Here is a 14187-nt window from a genome sequence, read left to right on the forward strand (position 1 = left end):
GACTTCTTAAAGAAGTCGAGGATCTAAGTTTTCACGAATGATTTAGGACTGCTGTAATTGTCTCGGAATTGGTGCCAGCACCGCAATAAGGTGCATTTACAAGTTCACCTGGGAACGAGATTCGAGATTTAAAAAGCTACTCTACTATACTGATTCTGCCAGTATCTAAATCGTAATAAGCTCCGACTATTTTCAGCTTTTCTGCCTTGATTAACTCAGATAAAACTGTGGATGATTTCAATGTTTTAATTTGTGCCAAAACATTTGCTTTGCAAGCGTTTTCTAACTTATCTCCTGATTTTCCTTTTGAGCTTTCTACACTTGGTTTAATTGCCTCAAGCAAACTTCCAATTTGCCCTGGTACTGGAGCGCCTTTAAGCGCGGCATCTACCGCACCACATCTTTCATGCCCCACTACTAAGATGACTTTGGAACCTAATACTAAACTGCCAAATTCTAGACTACCAATTTCTTCTCGTGTAGCAATATTCCCAGCTACACGGCAGACAAATAAATCTCCAAGTCCTTGGTCAAAGACAATTTCTGAAGGTACCCGTGAATCTGCACAACTGAGAATAGAAGCAAAGGGCTTTTGACCTTTGGCAATTTCGGCTAAACGTGAATAGGTTTGGTGTGGATTACGACGTTTTCTTTGGGCAAATCTTTCATTGCCATCTAGTAATTCTTGCAATGCTTTATCGGGAGTAATTTCATCCTCTGCTGGGGCTTTTTCGGCTGCAAGTAAGTTTGAGCTAAGTCCGGCTGTCAAAACACCTGTACCGATGGCACCTGCACCAAACTTAAATAAACTTCTTCTGGAAAGATTTAATTGAGAATCTTTTATGCTCATGGAATTATTCTCACAATATTAAACTGTTAATTTTTAGTAGCATAGTTACTACTACCCAACTGTCGAGATTTGAAAAATCACATTTAAAAACTGCACTCCCCAAAATGGCCAAGTTACCCACATTCCTAAAACACCTACTCCGAGAAGAACAGTTAAGGCATAAAACTGGGTTTGTCCAGAGGTGCTGTATTTGAGACTTTCGCCACCTAATAGCGAAAATAAACCAACTAAATTAACGATGCCATCGACTACAAAGCGGTCAATCATATCGGCAAGTTGGGAAATTTTGGCAACGCTGAAAATAATTGTCATTCGATAGAGTTTTGGAGTGTAAAAGTCGTATGCCAGCAAGTCTTGTAAACCTTGCCAAGGGAGACGGATCGGTTTAGGAATATTGCCTAAATAAATCACGCCAGTAATGCTACAACCGAAAATACTCGACGAAATTAAAAGTAGTGCGACATCTTTATTTAAAGTTGCCCAATCTGGTAAAATTGATAAGCTTTGCAACACTAAAGGAAGATGTAGACTGACACCAACTAAAATCATCATTGGCAGAATCATCGGCCAGTGTGCTTCAGGCGATCGCTGACTCATTTGTCTAGGTTTACCGCCAAAAATTAAACCGAATTCTCTGGTTAAACTCACGGCTGTTAAAGTATTTACCGCTATCACAACTCCCACTAACCAAGGTTGCGTTTCCCACAACCCATCTGCTAATTTGATCAATGCCCAAAAGCTACCCAAGGGTGGAAAACCAATTAATCCCAAAGTCCCGACGATAAAAGCTATTGCGGAAATCGGGCGACGTGTCCACAATCCGCCTAATTGGGTGACATCTTGGGTGATGCTATTCCAGATAATTCCCCCAGTACTCATCACCAACAGGGCTGCGGATATCGCATGGGTGAGTACTAATAACAGCGCCGTTTCGGATTGTTGCACTCCCACGGCGATGAATACTAAACCCATGTATGCACTGACAGAATAGGATTGGCAGCGTTTAAGATCAATTTGAGCGATCGCAATTAAAGAAGCACCCAACGCTGTCACAACCCCAATACCCACCATTGCCGAGGAAACTATGGGCGAGAGGGTTAACACAGGTTGCAATTTAATCAGCACCCATGCACCACTAGCGACTACTACCGAGTTCCGCAAAATCGTACTGGGAACAGGGCCTTCCATCGCTTCATCCAACCATAGATGCAGGGGGAACTGGGCACATTTGCCCATCGGTCCAGCAATTAAGGCTAAACCTACGAGTGCCATTGTTGTTGGGTTAACATTTGCAGTAGCCGCCCACTGCGCTAGTTCTGAATAATTCCAAGTTCCGGCGAGAGGCCATAATGCCAACACGCCCATCAGCAAGAATAAGTCTCCCACCCGCTTGGTTAAAAAAGCGTCTCTAGCACCTGAAACTACCAACGGCTGGCTAAACCATAAGCCCACTAAGAGGTAGGTTCCCAGTGTGAGGACTTCCAAAATTACATAGCTAAAGAACAAGTTATTACACAGAACAAGGGCACATAGTCCCGCTTCAAATAATCCTAATAACGAATAGAAGCGTCCCCAACCCCAATCCATTTCCATGTAGCCGATCGCATAAATCTGCGCCAGCAAATTCAAGCCACTAATCACAACCAAAGCGCCGACACTCACTGAGGAAATTTCTAAAGCAATGGTTAAGTCTAAACCAGCCGTAGATAACCAAGGAATAAATACATTTTGGGGTGGCTGATTCCAAGTTGCTTGTAAAGCGATCGCACTATGTACAAACGCCAAAAATGTCATCACCAAATTTACATAACCCGCCGGTCTTGGCCCGGTTTTCCGAATGATCCCCGGCGACCAAGGCACGGCTAATAAGCCACCTATTAAGGCATAGCAAGGAACTAGCCAAACAGTCTCAAGTAGAAACTGAGCCATCAAATTACCTCTACATTTTCATCAAAAATTTGGGGTTTAAAATCAACTGGTGTTGATCCCAGCTAACTCAGCGACCGCAGATAATGCAAATTTATCTTTATTTAATCTTGTTAGAAACAGCTTACCGTTATATCTGTCAAAATGGAATTACTTTATCTAAATAAATTTGAGATAATTACTCTAATTAATTCTTATATAATCGACTATTTGATTAATGAATAATAGCTATTGTTTTTTATCTATGAATTGCTCGTGATATTAATCAATGGTAATCATTAGTTTTATTAATTGATATACAGCAGAATTCAGGAGTCAGAATCTGACTTTTCACGGCATCTAGAAAACCTCTCTCTAAATCTCTCTCCTTTTAGGAGAGAGACTTTGAATTTTCCCCCTTCCTGTATCGGAGGTTGGTTTTTCGTGGGCTTTTCCCGATGACGTGAAAAGTCAGCCTTGAAATCCACTATAAGTAGGGGCGTACAGCTAGCTCTGCATTGGTGTTAACTTAATTAGGACTTACGCAAAATATCTCTCAAACTCTGATTTCCACCGTTCGCGCAGCGTCTCCCCAACTCTTGTGTGTCCTCTGCGCCTCTGTGGTAGCCTGCGGCAAGCCGAAGCGTCTACGTTATTCCGTAACTTGTGCGTAAGTCCTATTAATGTGAAAGCTCAGTCTGATAGTACAATTAAACAATTACGTCAAATCTACCAGATGCCGAAATCTGACCTATTAGTTTTTCAGGGTGATGCTTAATTGTTGTATTCAACTACTGGAAATAAAACTTTTGAGCATCGGATGATGAGCATTTGAGAGAGAATAAAGGCTGAAAGTGTTGATTTTACGATGGTTGGTGCGTTCTTCGTGGGGGATGGTAGCGATCGCGATCGCTACGGGATTCTTGAGTGGCGGTAGTAGTGCTGGCTTGATTGCCTTAATTAGCCATGCTGCTAGTAACAGTTCTGCTTACCGCCTCACATCGATAATTTGGGGTTTTGTGGGGCTAGCAATAGTTGCACTAATTACGAGTATCATTTCTCAAGTGATGCTGATTCGCCTTTCTCAGAATGCAGTTTTGAAATTACAGATGGGTTTGAGTCGTCAAATTCTCGCTTCAAAGTTGAGTCATCTGGAACGCTTAGGGAATCCTCGATTATTGGCAACTCTCACAGAAGATATTCAGGCGGTTGCTAATGCTGTTTATCAGATGCCTTTCATTTTTATTAATTTAGCGATCGTTTTGGGTTGCGTAGCGTATATAACCTGGCTCTCTTGGTTAGTATTGTTAATGGTTTGTGGTATTTCAGTAGTAGCGATCGCTAGTTGTCAGTGGCTACTCAACAGAGGAAGGAAATTGCTGGCTCTAGCTCGTGAAGATGAAGATCATCTATTTAAACATTTTCGCACCATTACCGAAGGAGTCAAGGAACTCAAACTAAATTACAGGCGGCGTGAAGACTTTTTAGAAGGAAAACTGCAATCAACTGCTACCGAGTTCCGTCATCACAACGTTAACGGTCTAACCCTTTTTGCCATAACTACAAGCTGGGGTCAACTTGTCTTCTTTTTTGCCCTCGGTTTTGTCTTGTTTGTGCTGCCTAATCTGCTTGCCATCAATAGCGAAACTCTCTCTGGCTACATTTTGACCTTCACTTACTTGGTGTTACCAATGGATAACATCATCAGCAAACTTCCCCTATTAAGCAAAGCCAGCATTGCCTTGCAAAAAATCGATTCATTGGGTTTATCTCTAGCTAGTCGAACTGAAATATCGACTGTTCCACCGACGATTAAATCTGACTGGCACAGCTTGAAATTTCAAAGTGTTACCCACACTTACTACACAAATCAAGAAGACAATAGCTTTATTTTTGGCCCCATCGACTTGACACTTTATTCTCAAGAATTAGTCTTCATTGTCGGCGGCAATGGTAGCGGTAAATCTACCCTAGCGAAACTAATTACTGGACTTTACATTCCTGATGACGGCGAAATTTTGTTTGATGACGAGTTAATTAGCGAACAAAATAGAGAATGGTATCGTCAGCATTTTTCCGTGGTATTTTCCGACTTTTATTTATTTGAAGAACTTTTAGGATTAAAAAATTATCACTTGGATGCTCAAGCCACAAAATATTTAAAACAACTGCAACTAGACCAGAAAGTGAAAGTTGAAAATGGGCAACTTTCCACCACAGCACTTTCTCAAGGACAACGTAAACGGCTAGCTTTACTCACAGCCTACTTGGAAGATCGACCAATTTATCTATTTGATGAATGGGCAGCCGATCAAGATCCAGTATTCAAAGAAATATTCTACACTCAACTTTTACCAGAACTGCGATCGCGGGGCAAAACAGTGCTGGTGATTAGCCACGATGATCGCTATTTTCATTTAGCAAACCGAATTATCAAACTTGACTATGGACAAATAGAGTATGACAAAACTTAACCCAAGCGTATTGGTTAAAGCAGGGCTATTTCATTTTTCATTTAATTCAACCACATATATTGTAGGGGCACAGCAATGCTCATTGGTGTCAAGGTAAAAGTCTTTTCAAATCTCGTTTCCAGCCAGAGGCTGGAAATGCTGCTCCTGGTGGCTCTGCCGCCAGCAAGGGAGGCGGAGCCTCTAGAACGGCATTCCCAGTCGGAGACTGGGAACGAGACAGTCTCTAAAAGCTAGTTATAGACTGGCTTTCACGTTAAGTTGACACGTATGAGCTTTTTCTGTGCCCCTACTGCCTGGTCTATTTAAGACGAAAATTGCGGTAAGAATAGCGGCCACAACCTATTCACTGGCAATAACTATATCGTTGGACTTAATAACGGCATAAGCCTCTTTCCCTTCAGACAAACCCAACTCTTCAACCGATACTCTGGTGATAATCGAAGTTAACACAACTCTGTGAACAATCTCCAGCGTCACCTCACTATTAACGGCTCCGGTGACAACTCGTTTAACAACACCCTTCAGAATATTGCGGGAGCTAACTTTGAGTGGTTTCTTTTGAATACTAATTTCTATCTCAGGCTTTTGAGTGTAGATATCTTCCTCTTCTGTGTTTATGGTTGGTAGCGAGTTGGATGGTGAAGAGTGTTGATTAAGACCACGTACCAATTCCCGAAGAATCTCAGTCTTGGTTCGCTGAGACTGTCCACAAAAGTCTTCCAAAATCTTTCGCTCCTCTTCTGAGGTTTGGAATGTGACCCACCCTTGTTCTTTTCTAGGCATAATTTTACCGATATAGTTGGGAAAATCTTGGTATTATTGTTACGATTCTACGTAGCATCAATTTTAGAAAAAAAACCTGTCAAGCACCTTTTTTATGAAAAGAAGACACATTTTTAGCTTCCTGGGTATAGCAGTTGCTGGCTTGCTGCTAGCAATTGGTTTACCGTTGATTACTCCTTCTCCTGTAATAGCACAGTCAAACACCAGCATACTCGTGTCCGCAGCCGCCAGCTTAAAAGAGGCAATGGAAGAAATTAAGCCTCTTTACCAACAAAGTAAATCAGATGTGAATATTAGTTATAACTTTGGGGCTTCTGGTGCTTTACAGCAACAGATTGAGCAAGGGGCGCCAGCAGATATCTTTATTTCTGCTGGCAAAAAGCAAATGGATGCCTTGGAAGAAAAAGGACTCTTGCTAACAGGTAGCCGTACTAACCTGGCAAATAACCGTCTAGTCTTGATTGTGGCTCAGGATGTTGTTGGCATCGCTAGCTTCTACGATTTAAGAGATAGTAAGATTAAAAAAATTGCGATCGGTGAACCCAGAAGTGTACCCGCCGGTCAATATGGAGAGCAAGTATTAAAGAAATTGAAACTTTATGATCAGGTCAAGTCAAAATTGGTTTTTGCTAACAATGTGCGTCAAGTTTTGGCAGCAGTAGAAAGTGGTAACGCCGAAGCGGGTTTAGTTTATGCCACTGATGCCAAAATCTCCAACAAGGTAAAAGTCGTAGTCGCTGCTGATGATAAGTTTCACTCACCGATTGTCTATCCGGTAGCAATAATTAAAAGCAGTAAAAATACTTCTGCTGCCAAAGAGTTTGTCGAGTTTCTATCTAGTAGTCAAGTCAAAACTGTACTCAAAAAAGATGGGTTTATTGTACCTTAAAGAAGAATAAGCCCCTTATCTAGTTAAGGGACTGACAAATAAAAATAATACTCAACTACTGATTGTGGGGTGGGCGTCTCGTCCGCCCATAGCCAGCCAAAAGCGGGCTTTTCGGCCCACCCGGCAAGATTGGATAATTTATTTGTTGGAAATCCCTAATAAAGGTCTAAGAAGTTGCGGACTGTAATTTTTCTAGTCGTGCTAGCACTTCTGAACTGTGAATAGTTGGGTTGACTTTGACAAAAGTCTCGCGCAAGACGCCTTGAGGATCGATGATAAAACTGTGGCGCATAGATAAAAAGCCGAGCCAGGAACCATAAGCTTTACTCACTGAACCATTAGTATCAGCCAACAGGGGAAATTTTAGTCCCTCTGAATCACAAAATTTGGCGTGAGAATCAATATCATCAGCACTTACGCCAATAATCTGGGCGTTTTTTTGCAGGTATTGGGGTAAGTCTTGCTGAAAACGACGAGCCTCTATAGTACAACCAGAGGTGAAGTCTTTAGGATAAAAGTAGAGGACTAGCCACTTACCGCGCAAGTCAGAGAGGGAAATTTTGCCATCACCTGTATTAGTTGGCAAAGTAAACTCTGGCGCGGGTTGATTAATTGCAGGAAGTTTACCACCAAGAGCATCAGCAGCAGGGGTAAAATTCAGCCAGCTGATCATAGAAATACAGCTGGCAAATAATATGCTTAAAAAAGTGCGGCGGGAAATCATGGTGCAAACCAGAATCACAACTTTACACAAGTTTACAATTATTGGTCACTACTAATCTCAGGGGTATCTGTGCTTTCGATGTATTGGCTATCTAAGAGAAAGGCTCCCCTAGCGAAGCGAATACCCCAATATCCACCCGGTCTGCGGTCAATGACTATACCCTCTTCGCCAATGTGAATTACATCAGGTGGGCGCAGCATCGGCATAGGTTCAGCAGTTTTGACGTAGGCTGGTAGTGCCACGACACGGACTTTACTACCAATTGCAAATTCTTTGGACATCTTAATCAAGCTAGGAGTTTTGAATTAACTCATAACTCATAACTCATAACTAGCTTAAAGTCTACTAAATTGCGTATGGGGATAAATAGGGAAAGGGAAAGGGGATGAAGTTTTTCCCCTTTCCGCATCTTCTGCAAGAAGTCTATTAATTTTTGACTATCGAAAACAATGTCTATCTTGGAATTAGATGGGCAGCACTGCCCACCCCAGATTAATTAAGTATTTTTTAAAAGATTGGGGATTATCCAGGATTCCTTTGTTGACGATTTGGACGTGATTGTTCTAGTTTTTGACGCTGTTCGGGGCTGAGGACTCCTTGAATCTGTTGTTTTTCTGACTCCCGAATTTGTCGTATTTCGGTTTTCTGTGCTTCACTCAGATTTAAGTCAGCAAAATCACCTTTTCCGCGACCATGATGTTGACCTGGTTGCCGTTGTCCTTGACCTGTTTGCCCCTGAGCCTTACGTGCTTGCCACTCAGCCCGATGCGCTTGTTTTGCTGCATCTAATTTTGCCTTTTGTTCTGGGGTGAAAACTGCCTCCATTTTGGTGCGGCTATCACGGCGAATTGTCTGAATTTGGCTTTTTTGGGCATCTGTTAGATTCAAGTCTTTCCAAGGGCCTCTTTCTTTTTGTGGAGTTTGTGCAAGTAGCACGGGTGAAGCAGAGGCTGTTTGGGCGTGAACAGCAAAGGAGGTTGCAGTTAAAGTTAGAGCGATAGCTCCAGCGACTAGTGATAATGCTTTGAGTTTCATAACTTGTCTCGTGGTTTTTTCTTGGTTGGATGCCACTATCATAAGAACTTATCTTCAGTAGTCACATGAGGAGAAAGTCATGGTTTTACCCGTGACTAAAGTCATGATTCAATTTTGACAAATGTGATTGACAATAAATAGTTAGGAGTGGGTAGTTGAAAGTTAAGAGTTAAGAGTTAGGAATTTGGAATGAGCAAGATTTTTATTATGATTGATTTATATAGCAATCCTATCTGAGTTGTGAAAATTATTTTGTTTAACGCGGCTCAAATATTCGGAACTCCTAACTCCTAACTCCTAACTAATCCATAACTGGAGCGAAGCAACTGATGATTCGTCTAATTCAAATTAAGAAACATCCTTTTCCGTCTCTGCTTTATCTGGAGTGGACACTACTAGTGATTACTGCATTGACAGCAGTTATACCACCTCCGTTACGGCAATTTCGTCATAGACCTCCACCTCCAGAACTATCAATTTGTGGTGTATTTCCAGACTTGTCAGTTTGTAACATATTGCCGCAACTGTCAATTTATAGTCTGATTATTTTTGCCTTAATGGGCTTAAGATTACCCAGGAATAACCAGATAACGAAGGTAATCTATACAGCTATTGAAATTTTGTTGATTTTAATGACTGGACTTTTTGGTGAGAGATTTGCTCGCCTTTTCCCCTTTCTTTACATAATTTTAGTGACTCGCAGTTGTTTAATTTTTCAGCTACCTGGGCGTTTATTCGTTACAAGTCTATCATTTACATTGTTTCTATTTACTACACAACTCAAATACCAGTTATTCAATTTTCAAGCATCACCACAAGCACAAGAACGATCTCGATTTCTGAGCTTGAATTGGTCGCTAGTATTTGGCTTAAGTTTAGTTTTTGTGTTGTTGATGATGAATGCAGTATTATCGGAACGGCACAGTAGAGAAAAATTAGCGATCGCTAACGAAAAACTCCGTCAATATGCCATGCGAATTGAAAATCAAGCTACCTTGGAAGAACGTAACCGCATTGCTCGTGAAATTCATGATTCATTAGGACACTCTCTAACTGCTTTAAATCTGCAATTAGAAACTGCTTTAAAACTGTGGCAATCTAACCCAATTAAGGCTGAAACATTTCTAGCAACAGCAAAAGAATTAGGTTCAAAAGCCCTAAAAGATGTCCGTCAATCTGTTTCTACTATGCGTTCTAATCCCTTACAAGAGCAGTCTTTAGAACGGGCGATCGCTAGTCTTTCAGAAAATTTTCATCACTCGAATGGCATTTTACCAATTTATCAAATCAACCTAGAATATTCTCTGCCACCTGAAATCAACACTGCTATTTACCGGATTACTCAAGAATCTTTGACAAATATATCTAAATATGCATCTGCAACCGAGGTTAAATTAGAACTTACTACGACAAGAGATAATTTACGATTGATAATTCAGGATAATGGTAGAGGTTTTGATTTAGGGCAAAATACTACCGGTTTTGGACTTCATAGTATGCGCGATCGCACTTTAGCACTAGGCGGTGAGTTTAATATTAATAGCGCTCTTGGTTTTGGTTGCAAAATTACAGTTAATATTCCCTTAGCGAGGTTGACATGATGATTAAAGTGTTGCTGGTAGATGACCAAAGTTTAATTCGTCAAGGTTTAAAAGCTTTATTGGAACTAGAACCAGATTTAGAAATAGTGGGAGAAGCAGAAAATGGGGAACAGGCGATTAATTTAGTTGCTCAATTACAGCCAGATGTAATATTATTGGATATCAGAATGCCGATTATGGATGGAGTTGCAGCCACGCGGGAGATTAAAAAACGTTTTGCCAAAACTAAGATTTTAGTACTGACGACTTTTGATGATGATGAATATGTATCAGCAGCGATGCAAAATGGAGCAATGGGTTATTTATTGAAAGATACACCATCAGAAGAATTAGCTGTTGCTATTCGTGCTGTTCATAAAGGATATACTCAACTAGGCCCAGGTATAGTTAAAAAACTGTTGACTCAGTTTTCTCATGTTGCACCAAGCCAGTCACTGCCTGTACCATCTAGTTTAGGTGAACTTACTCCTAGAGAAAAAGAGGTTTTGCAGTTAATTGCTAGAGGCGCTAGTAACCGAGAAATTGCTCACCAACTCTACATTTCTGAGGGGACGGTAAAAAATCATGTTACGAATATTTTAAACAGGTTAAATTTGCGCGATCGCACTCAAGCTGCAATTTGGGCAAATACATATTTATCCTATTTGAAAGAGCCAAGTTAATTAATTCGTAATTTATAATTATAACCTCTATAGCAATTCTATTTGATTCGTGAGAATTGCAGCAGATCCCCAACTGATCGTTAAACTTGAACCTAAAACTCTCTGGTGGACATTTATATACTACACTTGTACTATATAAATGAGTCTTGATTACGCTTAATTGTTTTATGGAAGTGATTTTAGGTGATATCACAAAGCTAGAAGTTGATGCGATCGTTAATGCTGCAAATACTAGTCTGCTTGGCGGTAGTGGCGTAGATGGAGCGATACACAAGGCATCTGGATCAGAACTAGTTGATGAGTGTAGGTCACTTAGAGGATGTAAGATTGGCGATGCTAAACTAACCAAAGGATATCGTTTACCTGCAAGCTTCATCATTCATACCGTAGGGCCAGTATGGCGAGGAGGTAATCACGGAGAACCTGAACTTCTAGCTCAGTCTTACCACAAGTGTATGCAAATTGCCGCAGATAAAGAGTTTAGTAGTTTAGCATTTCCTTGCATTAGTACTGGCATTTACAAATATCCTAAAGCTTTAGCAGCTGAGGTGGCAGTGAAAATATGCGATGAACAGCTACAAAAGAATGGTCGTCCCCAAAGAATAATTTTTTGCTGCTATGACCCAGAAAACTATGGAATATATACAAATATTTTAGGACTTACGCATTGACATCAGTAAATGAATATTGGTTAGATAAATTACTTTTAAACCGCAGATGCATAGAGGATGACACTTGCTTGGGAAGGTTTTGCAACTTGAGCAAAGTGGTCGTGGCACAGAGAGAAAGAACGAGATTTTTTGAGTTACTTTGAAAGGACTACTCCTAAAAATAAGTTTTTTTATAGCTTATTTAAATAACTCTAAACATTCATTTTTTAAAACGCCTTTTGTGACTTTGATGTTTCTAAATGATTTAGCAATCACTTCTTCGCAAGATATATTAATTTGTGATTGATTTACCGAGATTAAATCTTGAATTGAAGCACCATATACAATTTCTGATAAACCACTCCAAACACAAGCAGTTGCACACATCGGACAAGGTTCGCCAGTTGTATATATGCTATAACCTTCTAAAGAAGGATTTTTTAGTTTAGCTGTTAAACTGCGAATGGCGTTGATTTCTGCATGGGCTGATGGATCATTGTCTCTACTCACAGTGTTATGAGCTACGGCCATGACTTGGTTATCTTTAACAATCACGGCACCGTAAGGCGCATCACCTTCTTTTGCCTCTGCCAAAGCTAAACGCATAAAATATTCTGGGTTCATATAAGCTGGAGTTAATATAAGGATAATGGTTAATAATATCGTATTTCTAATGTTATAACTGGGAATTAAGATTAATTAATGGTCGAATATGTTACTAAGCAGACAAGATACAGAATTTTATTTAAAAGACCTGGAAACACCAATAGGTAAAGCGATTAATTTAACACTTGCCGCTATGGTGTTACTATCATCAGGAATTTTCGTGGCAGAAACTTATAATATTCCTGATTCTGTACGGTTTAAGTTGAATCTAGTCGATATTGCGATCGCGAGCATCTTCGCGGTGGAATATTCACTCCGTCTATGGAGTGCAGAAAATAAAATCAAATATATTTTTAGTATTTATTCGATAATTGACTTATTGGCGATTTTGCCATTCTTTCTAGGAATGGTGGATATTAGCTTTATCCGCCTACTGCGATGGTTTCGGATTTTACGATTAATCAGATTTATAGATAGGAAATTTTTATTCGCCACTATCAGCACCGAAGATGGGATGATTTTTACGCGAATATTATTTACATTATTTGCAATTGTTTTTATTTACTCTGGCTTAATTTATCAAGTCGAGCATCCGGTTAATCCTCAAAATTACGGTACATTTTTGGATGCCTTTTATTTCTCTGTTGTCACAATGACAACTGTGGGATTTGGCGATGTTATTCCAATTTCTGAATTAGGACGCTTGCTAACAGTATTAATGATTTTTACCGGAATTGCGCTGATTCCTTGGCAAGTGGGAGATTTCATTAAGCGAGTGGTGAAAACTGCTAATCAGGTAGAAACAGTTTGTTCAGGTTGTGGTTTGGCTTTTCATGATCTAGATGCTGGGTTTTGTAAAAGGTGCGGGACTAAATTATCTAGTCGCAGGATTGATTGAGACGCGATCGCGGCATATTGTGCTGTTGCTACCTGCATAATATTAATTTAGACTAAAATAATCATTCTCCGGCGATCGCTCAGGAAAGAGAATATAACCAATGCCTAACCTTAACCTCCTTTCAGAATATAAAAGCTTTGGTGGCAAACTCGGCTTTTACAGTCATTCCTCTTCCACCTGTAACGGTGAAATGCGCTTTGCTGTCTATCAACCACCACAAGCAACTCAAAAACCTGTGCCGATTCTCTATTTCCTCTCTGGATTAGCTTGCACAGAAGAGAATTTTATGGTAAAAGCGGGAGTGCAGCGCTTTGCGGCTGAGTACGGTTTGATATTGGTGGCACCAGATACTAGTCCGCGTAATACTGGGATTGCAGGTGAGGATGATGGCTGGGACTTTGGCACGGGTGCCGGCTTTTATGTTGATGCTACAGAAGAACCGTGGTGTCAACACTACCAAATGTATAGTTATGTCGTCCACGAATTACCTGCTTTAATTACCGCAAATTTCCCCACCCAACCGGAGAAACAAGGTATTCTCGGTCATTCGATGGGAGGACATGGGGCGCTTGTCTGTGCGATGAGAAACCCAGAACTCTACAAATCAGTATCAGCCTTTGCCCCGATTACTGCACCGATGCGTTGTCCTTGGGGTGAAAAGGCTTTCAGTGGTTATCTTGGCAACAATCAAGAAAGTTGGCGTGATTATGATGCTAGTGAATTAGTCAAAAAAGTAGGATATCACAGTTCAATTCTGATTGACCAAGGGACTGCTGATAAATTTTTAGCTGAACAATTACTGCCAGAGGTGTTTGAGCAAGCTTGTGCAGATGTTAACCAGCCGTTAAACTTGCGTTACCAAGAAGGCTATGACCACAGTTATTATTTCATCGCCAGTTTTATTGAAGATCATATCCGCCACCATGCGTTAGCGTAGCTTACCGTAGGTATCGCTTTATTAATTACAGCAGTTTTCATCTATTTAAACCCCATGTTTCTATAGAATTCTTATTTTATTTGGGAGCAAGACTACGAGAAAATACGGTGAGTGTATAAGTTAACCAAAAAATAATAACTCAGTATTTATCAACTACCGCACTTGTATTAATT

General features: G+C 40.4%; 14 protein-coding genes. 7 read left to right on the forward strand and 7 right to left on the reverse strand.

Features of this window, described 5'->3' with window-relative positions:
- Positions 1–136: 136 nt before the first annotated feature.
- Both V7K15_RS01810 and V7K15_RS01815 read right to left on the reverse strand, forming a co-directional pair.
- Positions 137–850 (reverse strand): carbonic anhydrase, encoded by a 714-nt coding sequence (locus V7K15_RS01810; protein WP_334902493.1) that lies wholly within the window; start codon positions 848–850, stop codon positions 137–139.
- A 51-nt stretch (positions 851–901) separates the two neighbouring features.
- Positions 902–2779 carry an NAD(P)H-quinone oxidoreductase subunit F gene (locus tag V7K15_RS01815; protein ID WP_334902495.1) on the reverse strand — a complete coding sequence of 626 codons (1878 nt, stop codon included), beginning with the start codon at positions 2777–2779 and terminating at the stop codon, positions 902–904.
- An 830-nt stretch (positions 2780–3609) separates the two neighbouring features.
- Here V7K15_RS01815 and V7K15_RS01820 point away from each other — a divergent pair.
- Positions 3610–5229, forward strand: a complete 1620-nt coding sequence (locus tag V7K15_RS01820; RefSeq protein WP_334902497.1) for a cyclic peptide export ABC transporter — start codon at positions 3610–3612, stop codon at positions 5227–5229.
- 339 nt (positions 5230–5568) lie between these two features.
- On the opposite strand, the gene V7K15_RS01825 is transcribed toward V7K15_RS01820, so the two are convergent.
- Entirely contained in the window at positions 5569–6012 is a 444-nt protein-coding gene (locus V7K15_RS01825) for a TOBE domain-containing protein (RefSeq protein WP_334902499.1), read from the reverse strand.
- Positions 6013–6106: 94 nt separating this feature from the next.
- Here V7K15_RS01825 and modA point away from each other — a divergent pair, with 94 nt between their 5' ends.
- Complete coding sequence (gene modA, locus V7K15_RS01830; RefSeq protein ID WP_334902501.1) at positions 6107–6901, forward strand: molybdate ABC transporter substrate-binding protein; 795 nt, start codon at positions 6107–6109, stop codon at positions 6899–6901.
- 166 nt (positions 6902–7067) lie between these two features.
- Here modA and V7K15_RS01835 read toward each other — a convergent pair whose 3' ends face one another.
- From V7K15_RS01835 to V7K15_RS01845, 3 genes are all read right to left on the reverse strand, one after another.
- The gene (locus tag V7K15_RS01835; protein WP_334902536.1) at positions 7068–7625 is read right to left on the reverse strand and encodes a peroxiredoxin; all 558 of its coding nucleotides are present in this window, start codon (positions 7623–7625) and stop codon (positions 7068–7070) included.
- A 38-nt stretch (positions 7626–7663) separates the two neighbouring features.
- Entirely contained in the window at positions 7664–7906 is a 243-nt protein-coding gene (sipA, locus tag V7K15_RS01840; protein ID WP_292803662.1) for a regulatory protein SipA, read from the reverse strand.
- A gap of 241 nt (positions 7907–8147) precedes the next feature.
- Positions 8148–8660 (reverse strand): Spy/CpxP family protein refolding chaperone, encoded by a 513-nt coding sequence (locus V7K15_RS01845; protein ID WP_334902503.1) that lies wholly within the window; start codon positions 8658–8660, stop codon positions 8148–8150.
- Positions 8661–8989: 329 nt separating this feature from the next.
- Between V7K15_RS01845 and V7K15_RS01850 the strand changes: the two genes are divergently transcribed.
- The 3 genes from V7K15_RS01850 (at position 8990) to V7K15_RS01860 (ending at position 11594) form a co-directional block, all read left to right on the forward strand.
- Entirely contained in the window at positions 8990–10261 is a 1272-nt protein-coding gene (locus V7K15_RS01850; protein ID WP_334902504.1) for a sensor histidine kinase, read from the forward strand.
- Positions 10261–10923 (forward strand): response regulator transcription factor, encoded by a 663-nt coding sequence (locus V7K15_RS01855; protein WP_334902537.1) that lies wholly within the window; start codon positions 10261–10263, stop codon positions 10921–10923. Before V7K15_RS01850 ends, V7K15_RS01855 begins: the two co-directional genes overlap by 1 nt.
- Positions 10924–11090: 167 nt before the next feature.
- A complete protein-coding gene (locus tag V7K15_RS01860) occupies positions 11091–11594 on the forward strand; it encodes an O-acetyl-ADP-ribose deacetylase (protein WP_334902506.1) in 504 nt (167 codons plus the stop codon).
- 177 nt (positions 11595–11771) lie between these two features.
- Here V7K15_RS01860 and V7K15_RS01865 read toward each other — a convergent pair whose 3' ends face one another.
- Positions 11772–12197, reverse strand: coding sequence for a nucleoside deaminase (locus V7K15_RS01865; RefSeq protein WP_334902508.1), 426 nt, complete (start codon positions 12195–12197; stop codon positions 11772–11774).
- Between the two features lie 88 nt (positions 12198–12285).
- Between V7K15_RS01865 and V7K15_RS01870 the strand changes: the two genes are divergently transcribed.
- Positions 12286–13077, forward strand: coding sequence for an ion transporter (locus V7K15_RS01870; RefSeq protein ID WP_334902509.1), 792 nt, complete (start codon positions 12286–12288; stop codon positions 13075–13077).
- 100 nt (positions 13078–13177) lie between these two features.
- On the forward strand, positions 13178–14014 hold the full coding sequence (gene fghA, locus V7K15_RS01875; protein WP_334902510.1) for an S-formylglutathione hydrolase: 837 nt from the start codon (positions 13178–13180) through the stop codon (positions 14012–14014).
- The last annotated feature ends 173 nt before the right edge of the window (positions 14015–14187 follow it).

Origin of the sequence: Nostoc sp. (genome assembly GCF_036919815.1) — a bacterium.
Taxonomy (GTDB): domain Bacteria; phylum Cyanobacteriota; class Cyanobacteriia; order Cyanobacteriales; family Nostocaceae; genus Nostoc.

Excerpts from the sequence above, each read along its gene's own strand:
- V7K15_RS01810 (WP_334902493.1), bottom strand. The coding sequence starts at position 850 with ATGAGCATAAAAGATTCTCAATTAAATCTTTCCAGAAGAAGTTTATTT.
- V7K15_RS01815 (WP_334902495.1), bottom strand. The coding sequence starts at position 2,779 with ATGGCTCAGTTTCTACTTGAGACTGTTTGGCTAGTTCCTTGCTATGCC.
- V7K15_RS01825 (WP_334902499.1), bottom strand. The coding sequence starts at position 6,012 with ATGCCTAGAAAAGAACAAGGGTGGGTCACATTCCAAACCTCAGAAGAG.
- modA (WP_334902501.1), top strand. The coding sequence starts at position 6,107 with ATGAAAAGAAGACACATTTTTAGCTTCCTGGGTATAGCAGTTGCTGGC.
- V7K15_RS01835 (WP_334902536.1), bottom strand. The coding sequence starts at position 7,625 with ATGATTTCCCGCCGCACTTTTTTAAGCATATTATTTGCCAGCTGTATT.
- sipA (WP_292803662.1), bottom strand. The coding sequence starts at position 7,906 with ATGTCCAAAGAATTTGCAATTGGTAGTAAAGTCCGTGTCGTGGCACTA.
- V7K15_RS01845 (WP_334902503.1), bottom strand. The coding sequence starts at position 8,660 with ATGAAACTCAAAGCATTATCACTAGTCGCTGGAGCTATCGCTCTAACT.
- V7K15_RS01850 (WP_334902504.1), top strand. The coding sequence starts at position 8,990 with ATGATTCGTCTAATTCAAATTAAGAAACATCCTTTTCCGTCTCTGCTT.
- V7K15_RS01855 (WP_334902537.1), top strand. The coding sequence starts at position 10,261 with ATGATTAAAGTGTTGCTGGTAGATGACCAAAGTTTAATTCGTCAAGGT.
- V7K15_RS01860 (WP_334902506.1), top strand. The coding sequence starts at position 11,091 with ATGGAAGTGATTTTAGGTGATATCACAAAGCTAGAAGTTGATGCGATC.
- V7K15_RS01865 (WP_334902508.1), bottom strand. The coding sequence starts at position 12,197 with ATGAACCCAGAATATTTTATGCGTTTAGCTTTGGCAGAGGCAAAAGAA.
- V7K15_RS01870 (WP_334902509.1), top strand. The coding sequence starts at position 12,286 with ATGTTACTAAGCAGACAAGATACAGAATTTTATTTAAAAGACCTGGAA.
- fghA (WP_334902510.1), top strand. The coding sequence starts at position 13,178 with ATGCCTAACCTTAACCTCCTTTCAGAATATAAAAGCTTTGGTGGCAAA.